A 14,853-nucleotide genomic window follows, 5' to 3' on the forward strand; every position below is an offset into this window, starting at 1 on the left:
CGCCGGCTCTTGCCGGCGCCGCGCCCCTTCCGACGGAGGCACCGCTTCATGTCCGACGCCGTATCGCGTCCCCGCCCGCCGGCCTGGCAGCGTTTCGTCGAGAGCCGCAACGGCCTCGGCTTCCTGTTCATGCTGCCGGCGGCGGTCTTCCTTCTCTGCTTCCTGACCTATCCGCTCGGCCTCGGCATCTGGCTCGGCTTCACCGACACGACGATCGGCCAGACCGGCGAATGGATCGGGCTGGAGAACTACATCTGGCTCTCGGACGATCCGGTATTCTGGCTCGCCGTGTTCAACACGGTGTTCTACACGGTCGTCGCCTCGGCGATTAAGTTCGCGCTCGGCCTGTGGCTGGCGCTGATCCTGAACGAGAGGCTGCCGTTCAAGTCGCTGATCCGGGCGATCGTGCTCCTGCCCTGGGTGGTGCCGACGGTGCTCTCGGCGATCGCCTTCTGGTGGATCTACGACGCGCAGTTCTCGATCATCTCCTACGTCCTGATGCAGCTCGGCTGGATCAGCCAGCCGATCAACTTCCTCGGCGATCCGTGGAACGCGCGCTGGTCGGTGATCGCCGCCAATATCTGGCGCGGCATCCCCTTCGTCGCGATCTCGCTGCTCGCCGGCCTGCAGACGATCCCGGCCTCGCTGAACGAGGCGGCGGCGATCGACGGCGCGACGTCCTGGCAGCGCTTCTCCAAGATCACCCTGCCGCTGCTGACTCCGATCATCGCCGTGGTGATGACCTTCTCGGTGCTGTTCACCTTCACCGACTTTCAGCTGATCTGGGTGCTGACCCGCGGCGGTCCGGTCAACGCGACGCATCTGATGGCGACGCTCTCCTATCAGCGGGCGATCACCGGCGGCTCGCTCGGCGAGGGCGCGGCCATCTCGGTCGCGATGATCCCGTTCCTGCTCGCCGCCATCCTGTTCTCGTTCTTCGGACTGCAGCGCCGCAAGTGGCAGCAGGGTTCGGACTGAGGAGTCTCGACATGACCGAAACCACCGCGCGCGCGACCGTCCACGACGACGTCGAGGGCATGTCGCAGTTCAACTCGCTGCCGAGGCGGCTGATCACCGTCTGGCTGCCGCTCCTCGTCTTCATCTTCGTGCTGCTCTTCCCGTTCTACTGGATGACGATCACGGCGATCAAACCGAACCACCAGCTGACGGACTACAAGGACTATTCGCCCTTCTGGGTGGTCGGGCCGACGCTCGAGCACATCAAGTACCTGTTCTTCCAGACCACCTATCCGCAGTGGCTGTGGAACACGATGCTGATCGCCTTCTCGGCGACCGCGCTGTCGCTCTTCGCCTCGGTCTTCGCCGCCTATGCGATCGAGCGCATCCGCTTCACCGGCGCGCGCTTCGTCGGCATGGCGATCTTCCTCGCCTATCTCGTGCCGCCGTCGATCCTGTTCATCCCGCTCGCCTACATCGTCTTCCAGCTCGGCCTGTTCGACACGCGCCTGGCGCTGATCCTGACCTATCCGACCTTCCTCATCCCGTTCTGCACCTGGCTGCTGATGGGCTATTTCCGGACCATCCCCTACGAGCTGGAGGAATCGGCGCTGGTCGACGGGGCGACGCGCTGGCAGATCCTGACCAGGGTGATCCTGCCGCTCGCCGTGCCGGGCCTCATCTCGGCCGGCATCTTCGCCTTCACCCTGTCCTGGAACGAGTTCATCTACGCGCTGACCTTCATCTCGACGCCGGAGCGCAAGACCGTGCCGGTCGGCGTGCTGACCGAGCTCGTGCGCGGCGACATCTACGAGTGGGGGGCGCTGATGGCCGGCGCGCTGTTCGGCTCGCTGCCGGTGGTGATCCTCTACTCCTTCTTCGTCGACTACTACGTCTCGTCGATGACGGGCGCGGTGAAGGAATAGGCGGGCCAGCCGCCGGCGGGCCTCAGCCGGCCGGCTGCATCAGCTCGATCCGGTTGCCGAAGGGGTCGTCGACATAGCGCCGCTCGTAGCCCTGAAGAGGCTGGTCTTCCGCCACGCGGCAGCCGGCCTCCTGCAGCCTGGCGACGAGGGCCGCCAGGTCGTCGACGATCAGCGCCGGATGCGCCTTGCGGGCGGGCCGGAAGTCCGCCTCGACGCCGAGATGGAGCTTCACCGGCCCGGCCTCGAACCAGCAGCCGCCGCGGACGGCGAGATGCGGCGGCTTCTCCACCTCGGGAATGCCCAGGAGATCGCGGTAGAAGGCGCGGGCGCGCGCCTCCTCGCCGGCGGGCATGGCGAGCTGGACGTGATCGAGGCGCAGGATCGCCATGGCGTCGTCTCCCTTTTTCGGACCAGCGCAGTCCGGCCGCAGCCGGCCGCGACGTCGTCGGGGGCGAACCATGGTCACCCGGTCCCGGGCATGGCCGGATTACCCCGTCTTTCCGCCCGGCCGACCATCGTGACGACATGGCCGCTCGCAGTCTCTCGATATAGCCGTCATTCGGCCTCCGGTGCGACGGGCAGCCTCTCCAGCGTCAGATCCGCGAAGATAGATGCGCGATCTGGCTGCCGACCTCGTAATAGCGCTCCCGCCAGCCCCGGAAGCGCTGCGGCGCCGGCTGGGTGAGCGGCAGCGGCAGGTCGTCTTCCGAGGTCGTGCCCAGAACGAGCTCGGCGAGCGCCTGGCCGAACACCGTGCCCGGCGCGATGCCGCGGCCGTTATAGCCGGAGAAGGACACGATCCTGTCGCCCAGCCGATGGAATTTCGGCAGCGAGTCCGCTGTCATGCCGATCTTGCCGTACCACTCCGCCTCGAATTCGACGTCGCCGAGCTGCGGGAAGAGGCGTTTCAGGCTGTGCATTGCCCAGCGGCGGTGCAGCGCCGCGCCGGTGCCGCGCAGCGCGCCGACGCTGCCGATGATGAGCCGCCCCGCCTGGTCCAGCCGGAAGGAGGACAGCACCTCCTTGGTGTCCCATGCGCCCTGGCGCTCCGGCAGGATCGAGCGGACAAGGTTCGACGACAGCGGCCGGGTCGCGATGTTGAAATAGGGCAGGTGGACGATCTCCTGCCGGATCTCGGGCCACGGGGCTGTCGTGTAGGCGTTGCTGGCGACGACGATCCAGTCGGCGGTGACGGAGCCGCCCGGCGTTTCGATGCGCCAGCCGGTGCCGGCGCGCGTGACGGCCGCGACCGGGCTGCCGGTGAAGATCTCGGCACCCGCCGTGATCGCCGCGCGAGCGAGGCCGCGGGCGTATGCGAGCGGCTGGAGGGTGCCGGCGCGGCGGTCGAGGAGGGCGGCCGAGTAGGCGGGCGAGCCGGTCATCGCAGCCGCGTCGGCGGGCCCGAGAAGCGCAACGTCCGCGCCCCGCGCCTGCCATTGCCGCGCCCGTTCGGCGAGTTCGGCCTTGCCCGCATCGCCGACGCCGCAATGCAGCGTGCCGGAGCGTGTCGCCTCGCAGGCGATGACGTGCCGGTCGATCAGGTCGAAGACCGCCCGCGGCGCCTCGCCGAGGAGGGTCAGGAGCCGCTCGCCGTGGACCGGGCCGAGCGTTCCCGGCACGTCGTCCGGCATCACCCACATGCCGGCGTTGACGAGGCCGACATTGCGCCCCGACCCGCCGAAGCCGATCCCGGCAGCTTCGAGGACGATCGCCCGCGCGCCGGCCTCGGCCAGATGCAGCGCTGCCGACAGGCCGGTGAAGCCGGCGCCGACGACGGCGACGTCCGCGGTTCGCGCCCCGTCCAGCCGGCCGGTCGCCGGAGCGGGCGGAGCGGTGCGCTCCCAAAGACCGTGCGAGCGCGGATCGTTCTGCATGCGGACGGCTCCTGCGGGCTCCGGCGGACGCGGAGCAAGAACCGAGTCATCGCACGGGAGGCCGCCGGCTCCAATGGCGGAACCGCGCGGCGGCGGAGCGCCGCCGCCGGGGCCGGCGTTCTGCCGTCGAAACCGCGTCGAGCGGGCAAGCCGGGGCGGCGCAGACCCTGGCGACTCCGGCTGCTCGACGCCTTCCGAAACGGGCTTCGCATCGCGGCGCGCGGAGACCGCCTCTTCCAGCAGCCGCTGCGGCGGCGCGCTCAGTCCCCCGTGACGAAGAACTCCAGCCGTCCGTCCGGCGAGATGCCGACGCGATAGAAGTCGTAGGCGCCGAATTCCTTCATCGCCTCGTAGTCGCCGGCGGTGACGAGTTCGAAGAGTTCGACGAGTTGCGGCTTGGTCAGCTTCTCGATGTCGAGCTGGGTGAAGTACGGCCAGACATAGATCTCGCTGCCGCCGCCCGCATCGACATGCACATGGCCGGCCTCGAGGATCTCGAGCAGGATCGCCAGCACCTCGACGCCGTTGCCGTCGGCGGAGGCCGATTTCAGGAAGGCGATGGGATCGTCGACGACGTCGCCGAAGGACAGGACGGTCCCGCCGTCGCCGGTCTTGATGTAGGGCCGGAGCCTGTCGATGTCGCCGGTCCTGGCGATGTCCATCAGCCTGGCCCGCAGGTCGCGCACCGGCTTCGGCAGGTCGTCCGCGCCATAGGCGATCTTCGCCGGCAGAGCCTCCGTCGGGCCGATCTGCCGCTCCGGCCGCGCCTCCTGCTTCCTCGCCCGGTCGCCGGCATCCGGCACGATGGTGCGAAGGCTGCGGGCGCCGCCGCCGCCGGGCGCGGCCTCGGTCCGCGCGGTGTAGCCGGAGGGAACGCGCAGTCGCATCTCGCGGCCGTCGTCGGTCGGCGCGTCGTCGGGAGAGACCTGGTCCCTGGCGTTTTCAGGATCCTGGCGCCGAACCGGGGCGACGGTGCCGTTCGCTCCTGGGGCGCGGCCCGGCTTCTTCGCGGCCGGCAGGTTCGGGCCCTGCATCCGTTCGCGCCGGAGCTTCTCGCGGGCTTCGTCTTCGGGGGAGATGGGCACCTCGCCGGCGTCGGTGCCCTCCGGGGCGGCTCCGCTGCCCCGGCGCCCCTGCGGGCCGGTGGATTGATCCTGGCCGTGCGGCTGGTCCACCGTGAGCGGGGGCAGGGGAACCGCGATGATCCCGTCCTTGGACTCGGCCGATCCGCCGGCGCCCTCGATCTGCGAGAAGGCGTGCGCCGTCATCGGAGCGGCCGTCAGCCCCATGGCCGTCGCAACACTCAGGATGACGCTCGTTCGGCGCATCGCTGCCGCATCCCCCTCGTTCTTCGTGTCGGACCGTCGCGCCCGCCTCGCGAGGGTTCGGAACGTCGGCCGGCCCCGGCTTGCGCGCTCGACCTACTGGATGGTGCGATCGGGTCGGAACTCGCCGAATTCGATCCGCTGGCGGAGTGTCTCCATCATGTCGAGGACGTCGTCCTCGCCGTGCAGGCGCACGAGCTCGACGAGCGCGGTGGAGATCGCCGTCTCGGCGAGGATTTCCGCCTCGATGCCGTCGGAGATGCCGTCGGCCCACGCCTCGTTGTGGTATTCGAGGGCCACCTGCTTCTTTTCGGCCTGGATCATCTCGTCCAGTTCGGCGCTCTGCAAATCGATCATCACGACCCCCTCAATTTCTGCTGCCGGCTTCACGTCCCGTTAAGGTCTTAGCACGATCGTGCCGGCAAATTTGATTCAAGATTCGTCCGATCCTTAACCGAAGGTTAAGTGCCGTACCTGGAGCCAATCTCTCTGGCGAGGACGGCCCCCTCATGCTGATAGCGGTTCACCGCCGTGCGCGCCGCCGCCGTGCAGCTGCGATAGGTGGATTCGAAGGCCCGGTAGCCCGAGTTGAAGCTGGCGATCAGCTGCCGCCTGTCAGCCTCGTTCGGCGCCTGCGCCTTGATCAGCGCGGTCATCTCGTCGCGCCAGACATTGGCGTCCGCGTCGCCGCAAAGGGTGCGCAGGAAATGCATCGAGCCAAGGATGCCGGCGAGACGGCTGAGCGGCTTCATATAGGGCGCGCCGCTCGGCAGCGTCGCCGGATCCGGCTTGTCCGCGCCGTCCGTCGACGCCGCATCGGCCGGCTTGCCGGTGTCGGCCTGGCTGCTGCCGGACTGGGCGAAGGCGGACAACGATCCACCCGGCGCGGCGACGGCCAGGGCCGCTGCGACGAGAATCGCTGGAAGAATCCGGTTCGCGAGCATGCTGCAGCTTTCGGACGGCGTTAACGAATATGCAAGACATCGGCCGGTAGACCGCCATCTTCTCCGGGAGGATGCGCTTTTCGCGCAACATAGGGCCCGGAATCAGGCGATCGGCTTTTGCCGCGCGGCACCGTCAGACACGATTCACGCCATGCGGAAATAGGATGTGAACCGCCCGCTCGGCAACGCCCGCGAGCCCGTCGGTCGTCCGATTCTGCGATTCTGCCCATCTCACTTCATCTATCGTTAACACGGACGTGGACGCGGCATCGTCCCCGGCGCGCGGCCGGGCACCCGCCGGCAGGCGGGCGGCAAAGACGGCAATCACCGCATGGACACCGTCGCCGATCGCCTCGTGGAGCGTGACGAAGACGAGTTCTTCGAGGTCGAGCCCGGTCTCCTCGCGCAATTCGCGCCGCGCCGCCGCTTCCAGGCGCTCGCCGAACCGCACCTTGCCACCGGGCAGGCTGAGCTTGCCTTCGAAGGCGCCCCGGCCGCGCTCGATCAGCAGGATCCGCGCCCCGTCCGAAACGCAGACGGAGACGCCGAGCAGCGGGCGGTCGGACGTATCGGGCATGGCGACGGCATCTTCCTTATCAACTCATCGGCCCAACGCTTGACTTGGCCGGGGAGGCGTTGCTCAACGAGGCCATGTGCGGACGCTTCACCCTGACGGCTTCGCCGGACGAGATCGCATCGCTGTTCGGGCTCGCCACGATCGAGGCCTTTCCGCCGCGATACAACATCGCGCCGACGCAGCCGATCCTGATCGTCATCGGCGGCTCGGACGAACGTCCCGCCGCGCCGCGCCCGGGCCGGATGACGATGCTGGTGCGCTGGGGGCTGCTGCCCGGCTGGCTGAAGGACGCCAAGGGCTTTCCGCTGCTGTTCAACGCCCGGTCGGAGACGGCGGCGGAGAAGAACGCCTTCCGCGCGGCGCTGCGCCATCGCCGCTGCCTGGTGCCGGCGACGGGCTTCTACGAATGGCGCCGGAGCGGAAGCGCCAAGGCCGAGCCGTATCTTCTGCAGCCGGCCGACCACCGACCCTTCGCCTTTGCGGGACTGCAGGAGACCTGGCTCGCGCCGGACGGGTCGGAGATCGACACCGCCGCGATCATGACCAAGAGCGCCAGCGGCGCCATCGCGGCGATCCACGAGCGGATGCCCGTCGTGATTCCGCAGGAAGCCTATGACGGCTGGCTGAACTGCCGCGACAACGAGCCGGCGGAGGCCCTCGCGCTCACCCGGCTCGTCGAGGGCGACTTCTTCCGGGCGGTGCGGATATCCGAGCGCGTCAACGCCGTCGCCAACACCGGCCCGGACATCCAGACGCCACTGCCCGAACGGGAGCGGGGCGAGGCGCCTGATTCGGAAGCCGCCCGGCCTCCTGCCGATGCCGAACAGTTCCGCCTGCTCTGACGCCGCGCGCTGTTCGAAGCCCGCCGCGTTCGTGCCGGAGACCGCGGGCGGCGTGACCGGCCGCTCGGCCCAATCCCCGCCGCTTATTCGCCCGGCGTCAGCTGCAGTCCGGCCGGCCGGGCGCGCGTCGTCTCGGCCTTCGGCTGGCGGCAGGCGCTGCTCGCGGCGGCGATGGCGGAAATGCCGATCTCCTTATAGTTTTGCTTGAGATCGATTTCCTGCTCGCGCTCGCGCTTGGAGCGGAAATGGATGGTGTCGCGCTTCATGGCATGGGTCCGTTGACTGCGGGGGACTGCTTCGACTGAGCATCCCGATTATGCCAGTTTCGCGGCAGCGGATAACGACACTCGTACGCGGCTATCCGCTTTGGCTTGTTGCCGCTTGAGGGTGGTAATGCCGATACAGCGTGCCTGTTCCGAAAGAGAAGAAATTTCCGTTGATCCCCGTCTCGAAGAAAATCGCTCCGATGCACAGGTAATGATCAAGTTTTGTGTCATCTGATCATGGCGTGTGCAAACGGGTTCGGCGGCGGCATGATTTGTCACCGGCGGAAAAGGGCGATAGCAGTCCGGCCGGCGTAAAGAGGACGATGATGGACGACGGCTTCCGCGGGCTCGAGCTCACCAACACGATGACGCGCCGCAAGGAGCGCTTCCGGCCGCTGGACTGGCGCGACGACGCCATTCCCGAAGCGGACAAGCGCGTGCGCATGTATGTCTGCGGGCCGACCGTCTACGACTTCGCCCATATCGGCAATGCGCGGCCGGTCATCGTTTTCGACGTCCTGTTCCGGCTGCTGCGCCACCTCTATGGCGAGAACCATGTCGTCTACGCCCGCAATATCACCGACGTGGACGACAAGATCAACGCGCGGGCGGCGCGGGACTATCCGGGCCTGCCGCTGAACGAGGCGATCGCCAGGGTCACCGCAGCGACCGCCGACCAGTTCCACGCGGACGTCGCGGCGCTCGGCTGCCTGCCCCCGACCTTCGAGCCGCGTGCCACCGCCTATGTCCGCCGCGACGACGGACACGACATGATTGCGATGATCGCGTCGCTGATCGCCAAGGGCCACGCCTATCAGGCGGGAGGCGAGGTGCTGTTCGACGTCACCTCCATGCCCGACTACGGGCGGCTGTCGAACCGCCGGCTGGAGGACCAGCAGGCCGGCGCGCGCGTCGCGGTCGACGCGCACAAGAAGAATCCCGGCGACTTCGTCCTGTGGAAGCTCTCGGACGAGAGCGAGCCGGGATGGGATTCGCCCTGGGGCCGGGGCCGGCCCGGCTGGCATCTCGAATGCTCGGTCATGTCCGAGGCGCTGCTCGGCCAGACCTTCGACATCCATGGCGGCGGCATCGATCTGATCTTCCCCCACCACGAGAACGAGATCGCCCAGTCGCGCTGCAGCCACGGCACGGCGGAGATGGCGCAGATCTGGATGCACAACGGCTTCCTCCAGGTCGAGGGCCGGAAGATGTCGAAGTCGGACGGCAACTTCGTCACCATCCGCGAGCTGCTCGAGACGGACAAGTTCGGCGGCCGAAAGTGGCCGGGCGAGGTGCTGCGCCTCGCCATGCTGATGACGCACTACCGCGAGCCGATCGACTTCAGCGTGAGGCGCTTGGAGGAGGCGGAGAAGATTCTGACACGGTGGCGCCGGGTCGCGGCCGAGGAAAAGGCTACCCCGAATGCCGAGCCTGATCCGGCGTTCGTCGCGGCGCTCTACGACGACCTCGACACTGCGGGCGCGGTCCAAACGCTGCACAAGCTCTTCAATCTCGGCCGCTGGGTCGAAAAGGATATGCTTCCTCATGAGCAGGAGGGGGCATTCGCCTTCGATGTCGAGGGCGGGGGCTTCGCAGACGCGGAGCCGAGGACGAAGGCTGCTTCCGTAGGCCTGGCCTGCCTTCGGCTTGTCGGCATCGTCATCGACGCCTCGAACGAAGTGAGCGAAGCGGTCCGGGCAAAGATCGACCAGCGCCTCGCTTTCATCCGCTCCAAGAACTGGGCCGAGGCCGACCGCATCCGCGACGAGCTACTCGAGAAGGGCATCCAGCTGAAGGACGGCAAGGACCCTCAGACCGGCGAGCGCATCACCACCTGGGAGGTGAAGCGGTAGGCATTGCGCTTCGCGCAGGCGAGCGCCCGTGGCGGCGAGGCTCGGGTCACCGCGTTGACTTTCGCGCGCCGAGTCTGTTCGCCTGTCCGTGACGGCATCGGCTGTGGCAAGAGGGGATGGACGGGAGTGTCCTGTTGAGGGAGGAAGAGGCGCGGGCCCGGCTCGTCCAGTGTCTCGCCGCGGTCGCCGCCGGCGACAAGGCTGCGCTGGCCGAACTCTACCGGCGCACCTCGGCGAAGCTTTTCGGCATCTGCCTGCGTATCTTGAACGATCGCGAGGAAGCCGAGGACGTGTTGCAGGACGTCTATCTCACCGTCTGGAACCGGGCCGACCGCTACGACGCCGAGCGGGCGAGCCCGATCACATGGCTCGCGACGATCGCCCGCAATCGCTCCATCGACCGGCTGCGGGCGCTTCGGCCGCGCGGCCTGGAGCGGCCGGTGGACGACGCGGCCGACCTCGCCGACGACCGCCCCGACGCGCTGGCGCTGCTCGGCCAGGACGACGACGCACGCCGGCTCGCCGCGTGCCTGGACGAGGTCGACGCGCGCGCCCGTTCGGCGATCACCGCCGCCTTCTTCGGCGGTCACACCTATGAGGAGTTGGCGCACCGGGCGAAGATGCCGCTCGGCACGATGAAGAGCCTGATCCGACGCGGCCTGATCAAACTGAAGGGATGCCTGTCGCGATGAGCGATCCGCGGGACCATGAGGGCGGGGAGGGCGATCTGGCGGCCGAATACGTGCTCGGCCTGCTGGATGGCTCGGCGCGCCGGTCGGCGGAGCGGCGCGCCGAGCGCGATCCCGCCTTCGCCGCCGAGATCGCCGCCTGGGCCGAACGGCTGGGACCGCTCGCGACCGCCATTCCCGACGCAGAGCCGCCGGCCGATCTGTGGCCGCGCATCGCCGGCGACCTCGACCGCATGACCCGGCGGCCGCCGGGCGAGGCGGAAGAGGTGCGCCGGCCGCGCGGCCGCCGCGTCGCCGGCATCTGGCAATGGATCGGCCTCGCCGGCATGGGGCTGGCCGCCGCGAGTCTCGCCGCGCTGATCGTCGTCTCCGCCGGCCTCGGCAATCTCGGCGCCGGCGCGCCGGCTGGGCGCAGCCTCACCTTCACCGCGACGCTTTCCTCCAGTTCCGGAGCGCCGCTCGCCACTGTGGTGATCGATCCGGCCAACGCCACCGCGACGCTGATCCCGGTCGCCAATCCGGATACGGGCGGGCGCGTGCCGGAGCTTTGGCTGGTGCCGCCGGGCGGCGGCTCGCCGCGCTCGCTCGGCCTGATCGACATGTCGAAGCCGCTGCGCCTGCAGGTGAAGGCGAGCGGCGTCACGGCGCCCAATGCCGCGCTCGCCGTCTCGATGGAGCCGCCGGGCGGCTCGCCGACCGGCCTGCCGACCGGCCCGGTCGTCGCCTCCGGGGCGCTGCATTCGGTCTGATGCCCGGACGCCCGGCCTGACGGGCGCATGGCGGCTCTTCCGTTCACGGCGAGGTGATCCGCCGACGTTCCCAAGCTGTGCATCCGGTGGATCATGTCCTTCGTAGCTTGTCGTACCATCCCCCGAAAGGGAGGGGAGGCAAGTGAAGGGAAGGCTGAACATGATCCTTGCTCGTTTGATGACGTCGCGGCTCGCCGCGGCCACGATGACTGTCGCACTTCTTTCGGCGGCGCCCGCAGTCGCGGCCGTGATGGTCGGCGGCGCGCCGATGTACGCATCGAAGACGATCGCGCAGAACGCGCCGAACGCGAAGAACCTGACGACGCTGGTTGCCGCGGTGAAGGCGGCGGGCCTCGTCGACACGCTGGCGGGCGAGGGACCGTTCACCGTCTTCGCGCCGACCAATGCCGCCTTCAAGCGGCTGCCGGCCGGCACCGTCCAGACGCTGCTGAAGCCCGAGAACAAGGCGAAGCTGACCGGCGTCCTGACCTATCACGTCGTCCCCGGCGTCTACACGGTCCGGACCCTCAGGGAGGACATCAAGAAGCGGGGCGGCTCGCTGACGCTGAAGACGGTCGAGGGCGCGCCGCTGACCTTCCGGATCTACAAGGGCATGGTGGCCGTGATCGACCAGTCCGGCCACGGCTCGACCATCCAGACCGCCGACGTGATGCAGAAGAACGGCGTCGTCCAGGTCATCGGCCGCGTGCTGCTGCCGAAGAACTGACGATGCGGGGCCGGGCCGCCGACGGGGCGCGGCGGTCCGGCTGCCCGGCCTGGCGGGGAAACGCCGCCCGGTGCTGGCGTGGGGCGGCGGCTTCGGCTAGGCCCGCGCCATGAGCAAACTCTTCTCGGCGCTGTTTATCCTGTTGATGGTCGCCCATCTCATCCGGCCGTTCGGCCTGCCCGGCCTCAGGCGCCGCGGCGACTTCTGGAAGATCGCGCTGTTCGCGCTGGTGGTCTTCGGCATCACCGCCGTTCTGCGCCCGGAATGAGCGACGCGGGGGCCGGTTGCCGGTCGCCGCACCTGTTGCACGAATTCCGCAGGCGCCGACTTCTGTTGCCGCGGGCGTCGTTCAGGCCACTGTTTCGACACGGATTTGATACCATTCCGCCTCTAGTGTAGAGACCCCCGGCGTTGGCGATCGCGACGATGCCAGCGCGGGGACAGGAGTGGGCAGCCGACATGGACCGGATTCGCATTCGCGGGGGCAACGAGCTCAAGGGGACGATTGCGATCTCGGGGGCGAAGAACGCCGCCCTGCCGCTGATGATCGCCTCGCTGCTCACCGACGACACGCTGACGCTGGAGAACGTCCCGCATCTCGCCGACGTCGAGCTCCTGACGCGGATTCTCGGCAATCACGGCGTCGACATGTCCGTCGTCGGCAAGCGCCTGCATCACGATCCGGCGCTCGGTCGCACCATCCACTTCAACGCCCGCAACATCGTCGACACGACCGCGCCCTACGAGCTCGTCTCGAAGATGCGCGCCAGCTTCTGGGTGATCGGCCCGCTGCTCGCCCGCATGCATCAGTGCAAGGTGTCGCTGCCGGGCGGCTGCGCGATCGGCACGCGACCGGTCGACCTGTTCATCGACGGGCTCCGGGCGCTCGGCGCGACGATCGACATCGACGCCGGCTATGCCGTCGCCGAGGCCAAGGGCGGCCTCGTCGGCAACCGCTTCGTCTTCCCGAAGATCTCGGTCGGCGCGACGCATGTCCTGATGATGGCCGCGACGCTCGCCAAGGGCGAAACGGTCCTGGAGAACGCCGCGCGCGAGCCGGAGATCGTCGACCTCGCCGACTGCCTCATCGCGATGGGCGCGAAGATCACGGGCGCCGGCACGAGCCGCATCGTCATTCAGGGCGTGCCGGCGCTGTCGGGCGCCCGCCACCGCGTCCTGCCGGACCGGATCGAGACCGGCACCTATGCCATGGCCGTCGCGATGACCGGTGGCGACGTCGTCCTCACCGGCACCAGGGCCGATCTCCTGCCGACGGCGATGGCGACGCTCACCGGCGCCGGCGCGGCGATTTCGGAGGTCGAGAACGGCCTGCGCATCTATCGCAATGGCGGCGGCATCTCGGCAGTCGACGTCACCACCGACCCGTTCCCGGGCTTCCCGACCGACCTGCAGGCGCAGTTCATGGCGCTGATGACCAAGGCGAACGGCACGGCGGCGATCACCGAGACGATCTTCGAGAATCGCTTCATGCATGTGCAGGAGCTGGCCCGGCTGGGGGCGAAGATCCAGCTGTCCGGCCAGGTCGCGCGCGTCGAGGGCGTCTCGCGCCTCAAGGGTGCGCCGGTCATGGCGACCGATCTGCGCGCCTCGGTCTCGCTGGTCATCGCGGGTCTTGCGGCCGAAGGCGAGACGACGGTCAATCGCGTCTACCATCTCGACCGCGGCTTCGAGCGGCTGGAGGAAAAACTGTCGGGTTGCGGCGCCGAGATCGAGCGGATCTCCGGCTGACCGCAAGAGGCCGGGAGGCGGGCTCGATCCCCGGCGCGTGACGCCGGTGGCCGATCCCGTCTTGCTTTTTGCACCGTTTGCTCCGATTTAAGGCGCGATCCCGATTTCGCCGCCGCAGACCGGCGCGCCCCATGCAGCGCCGGACCCGGCTCCGGTGCATCGACACCGTCCAAGACGAAAGCAGCTTATGGCAAAAGAAGAAGTTCTCGAATTTCCCGGCACCGTCACCGAACTCCTGCCGAATGCGACCTTCCGCATCAAGCTGGAGAACGACCACGAGATCATCGCCCATACCGCGGGCCGCATGCGCAAGAATCGCATCCGCGTTCTCACCGGCGACAAGGTGCTGGTCGAGATGACGCCCTACGACCTGACCAAGGGTCGCATCACCTATCGCTTCAAGTAGACCCGCAGGTAAGATGACGGCCGTGTCCGCGCGCCCCATGCTGGTGCTGGCTTCGGGTTCGCCCCGGCGCCTGGCCCTGTTGCAGCAGGCCGGCATCGAACCGGGCCGCCTGATGCCGGCCGACATCGACGAGACGCCGCAGAGGAGCGAGCATCCGCGCTCTTTGGCAAAGCGTCTGTCGAAGACCAAGGCGGAAGTGACGGCGGCACGCCTCGGCGAGCTCGACGCCGATCCGGCCTACATCCTCGCCGCCGACACCGTCGTCTCGGTCGGCCGGCAGATCATGCCGAAGGCGGACCTCGTCGACGACGCCGTCGCCAATCTGCGCACGCTTTCCGGCCGCACGCACCACGTCTATACCGGCGTCTGCCTGATCGGCCCGCGCGGCGCCGTGGCGCAGCGGCTGATCGAGACGCGGGTGCGCTTCAAGCGCCTGTCCCGGCTCGACCTCGACAGCTACATCGCCTCGGGCGAGTGGCGCGGCAAGGCCGGCGGCTACGCCATCCAGGGCCTCGCCGGCGCCTTCGTCGTGCGCATCGTCGGCTCCTACACCAATGTCGTCGGCCTGCCGCTCTACGAGACGCTCGCGCTGCTCGGCGGCGAGGGCTACGACATCCATGCCGGCTGGAAGGCGCCGGCGATGGACATGACGGACGATGGCGCGGGAGAGGGCGTTCAGTCCGAGGGAGCACGGGAAGGAGAGGACGCGTGAGCATCCCCGCCAACCTCACCCCGCTCCGGCCGAAGCGAAAATGCCCCGAATGCGGCCGCCTCTCGACCCGCGAGCACTATCCGTTCTGCTCGGCGCGCTGCAAGGACATCGACCTCGGTCGCTGGCTCTCCGGTTCCTACGTCATCCCCGGCTCGGCGGTCGAGGTGGAGGAGACGCCGGGATCGGACGACGGCGAAGAGTGACCTGCCTCTTGCGGCTGAAACCGTCGCCCGGCTGAAGCCGCTGGCTCTCGCCTT

At 68.6% G+C, this 14,853-nt stretch carries 19 protein-coding genes; 12 read left to right on the top strand and 7 right to left on the bottom strand.

The window, feature by feature from the left end:
- The first annotated feature begins 48 nt into the window (after nt 1-48).
- Nucleotides 49-978, top strand: a complete 930-nt coding sequence (locus AB5S17_RS00725; protein ID WP_369235117.1) for a carbohydrate ABC transporter permease — start codon at nt 49-51, stop codon at nt 976-978.
- Nucleotides 979-989: 11 nt separating this feature from the next.
- A complete protein-coding gene (locus AB5S17_RS00730) occupies nt 990-1,883 on the top strand; it encodes a carbohydrate ABC transporter permease (RefSeq protein WP_369235119.1) in 894 nt (297 codons plus the stop codon).
- A 22-nt stretch (nt 1,884-1,905) separates the two neighbouring features.
- On the opposite strand, the gene AB5S17_RS00735 is transcribed toward AB5S17_RS00730, so the two are convergent.
- From AB5S17_RS00735 to AB5S17_RS00760, 6 genes are all read right to left on the bottom strand, one after another.
- Nucleotides 1,906-2,271, bottom strand: a complete 366-nt coding sequence (locus AB5S17_RS00735; RefSeq protein ID WP_369235121.1) for a VOC family protein — start codon at nt 2,269-2,271, stop codon at nt 1,906-1,908.
- 205 nt (nt 2,272-2,476) lie between these two features.
- Complete coding sequence (locus tag AB5S17_RS00740; protein WP_369235123.1) at nt 2,477-3,757, bottom strand: NAD(P)/FAD-dependent oxidoreductase; 1,281 nt, start codon at nt 3,755-3,757, stop codon at nt 2,477-2,479.
- A gap of 260 nt (nt 3,758-4,017) precedes the next feature.
- Nucleotides 4,018-5,085, bottom strand: a complete 1,068-nt coding sequence (locus AB5S17_RS00745) for a hypothetical protein (RefSeq protein WP_369235125.1) — start codon at nt 5,083-5,085, stop codon at nt 4,018-4,020.
- 93 nt (nt 5,086-5,178) lie between these two features.
- The gene (locus tag AB5S17_RS00750; RefSeq protein WP_369235127.1) at nt 5,179-5,439 is read right to left on the bottom strand and encodes a hypothetical protein; all 261 of its coding nucleotides are present in this window, start codon (nt 5,437-5,439) and stop codon (nt 5,179-5,181) included.
- Between the two features lie 104 nt (nt 5,440-5,543).
- The gene (locus AB5S17_RS00755) at nt 5,544-6,026 is read right to left on the bottom strand and encodes a TIGR02301 family protein (protein WP_369235128.1); all 483 of its coding nucleotides are present in this window, start codon (nt 6,024-6,026) and stop codon (nt 5,544-5,546) included.
- 133 nt (nt 6,027-6,159) lie between these two features.
- A complete protein-coding gene (locus AB5S17_RS00760; RefSeq protein ID WP_369235130.1) occupies nt 6,160-6,603 on the bottom strand; it encodes an NUDIX domain-containing protein in 444 nt (147 codons plus the stop codon).
- A 59-nt stretch (nt 6,604-6,662) separates the two neighbouring features.
- Here AB5S17_RS00760 and AB5S17_RS00765 point away from each other — a divergent pair, with 59 nt between their 5' ends.
- Nucleotides 6,663-7,445: an SOS response-associated peptidase gene (locus AB5S17_RS00765; protein WP_369235132.1), complete on the top strand. Its 783-nt coding sequence runs from the start codon at nt 6,663-6,665 to the stop codon at nt 7,443-7,445.
- A gap of 83 nt (nt 7,446-7,528) precedes the next feature.
- On the opposite strand, the gene AB5S17_RS00770 is transcribed toward AB5S17_RS00765, so the two are convergent.
- Nucleotides 7,529-7,711 (bottom strand): hypothetical protein, encoded by a 183-nt coding sequence (locus tag AB5S17_RS00770; protein ID WP_369235134.1) that lies wholly within the window; start codon nt 7,709-7,711, stop codon nt 7,529-7,531.
- A gap of 326 nt (nt 7,712-8,037) precedes the next feature.
- On the opposite strand from AB5S17_RS00770, the gene cysS reads away from it, so the two are divergent.
- The 9 genes from cysS to yacG all read left to right on the top strand — a co-directional run bounded on the left by cysS (nt 8,038) and on the right by yacG (nt 14,799).
- Entirely contained in the window at nt 8,038-9,564 is a 1,527-nt protein-coding gene (gene cysS, locus AB5S17_RS00775) for a cysteine--tRNA ligase (protein ID WP_369235136.1), read from the top strand.
- A gap of 134 nt (nt 9,565-9,698) precedes the next feature.
- Nucleotides 9,699-10,256: a sigma-70 family RNA polymerase sigma factor gene (locus AB5S17_RS00780; RefSeq protein WP_369235138.1), complete on the top strand. Its 558-nt coding sequence runs from the start codon at nt 9,699-9,701 to the stop codon at nt 10,254-10,256.
- Nucleotides 10,253-11,002 (top strand): anti-sigma factor, encoded by a 750-nt coding sequence (locus AB5S17_RS00785; RefSeq protein ID WP_369235140.1) that lies wholly within the window; start codon nt 10,253-10,255, stop codon nt 11,000-11,002. The genes AB5S17_RS00780 and AB5S17_RS00785 overlap by 4 nt, the downstream gene beginning before the upstream one ends.
- A gap of 205 nt (nt 11,003-11,207) precedes the next feature.
- The gene (locus tag AB5S17_RS00790) at nt 11,208-11,729 is read left to right on the top strand and encodes a fasciclin domain-containing protein (protein WP_369236096.1); all 522 of its coding nucleotides are present in this window, start codon (nt 11,208-11,210) and stop codon (nt 11,727-11,729) included.
- Nucleotides 11,730-11,838: 109 nt separating this feature from the next.
- A complete protein-coding gene (locus tag AB5S17_RS00795) occupies nt 11,839-11,997 on the top strand; it encodes a hypothetical protein (RefSeq protein WP_369235142.1) in 159 nt (52 codons plus the stop codon).
- A gap of 191 nt (nt 11,998-12,188) precedes the next feature.
- Complete coding sequence (gene murA / locus AB5S17_RS00800; RefSeq protein WP_369235144.1) at nt 12,189-13,478, top strand: UDP-N-acetylglucosamine 1-carboxyvinyltransferase; 1,290 nt, start codon at nt 12,189-12,191, stop codon at nt 13,476-13,478.
- A gap of 187 nt (nt 13,479-13,665) precedes the next feature.
- Nucleotides 13,666-13,884 (top strand): translation initiation factor IF-1, encoded by a 219-nt coding sequence (gene infA / locus AB5S17_RS00805; RefSeq protein WP_055892241.1) that lies wholly within the window; start codon nt 13,666-13,668, stop codon nt 13,882-13,884.
- 13 nt (nt 13,885-13,897) lie between these two features.
- Nucleotides 13,898-14,596, top strand: coding sequence for a Maf-like protein (locus tag AB5S17_RS00810; protein ID WP_369235147.1), 699 nt, complete (start codon nt 13,898-13,900; stop codon nt 14,594-14,596).
- Nucleotides 14,593-14,799 (top strand): DNA gyrase inhibitor YacG, encoded by a 207-nt coding sequence (gene yacG, locus AB5S17_RS00815; protein WP_369235149.1) that lies wholly within the window; start codon nt 14,593-14,595, stop codon nt 14,797-14,799. The genes AB5S17_RS00810 and yacG overlap by 4 nt, the downstream gene beginning before the upstream one ends.
- Nucleotides 14,800-14,853: the final 54 nt, after the last annotated feature.

The sequence above is a fragment of the Jiella sp. M17.18 genome, assembly GCF_041027365.1.
GTDB lineage: Bacteria > Pseudomonadota > Alphaproteobacteria > Rhizobiales > Rhizobiaceae > VKMB-3413.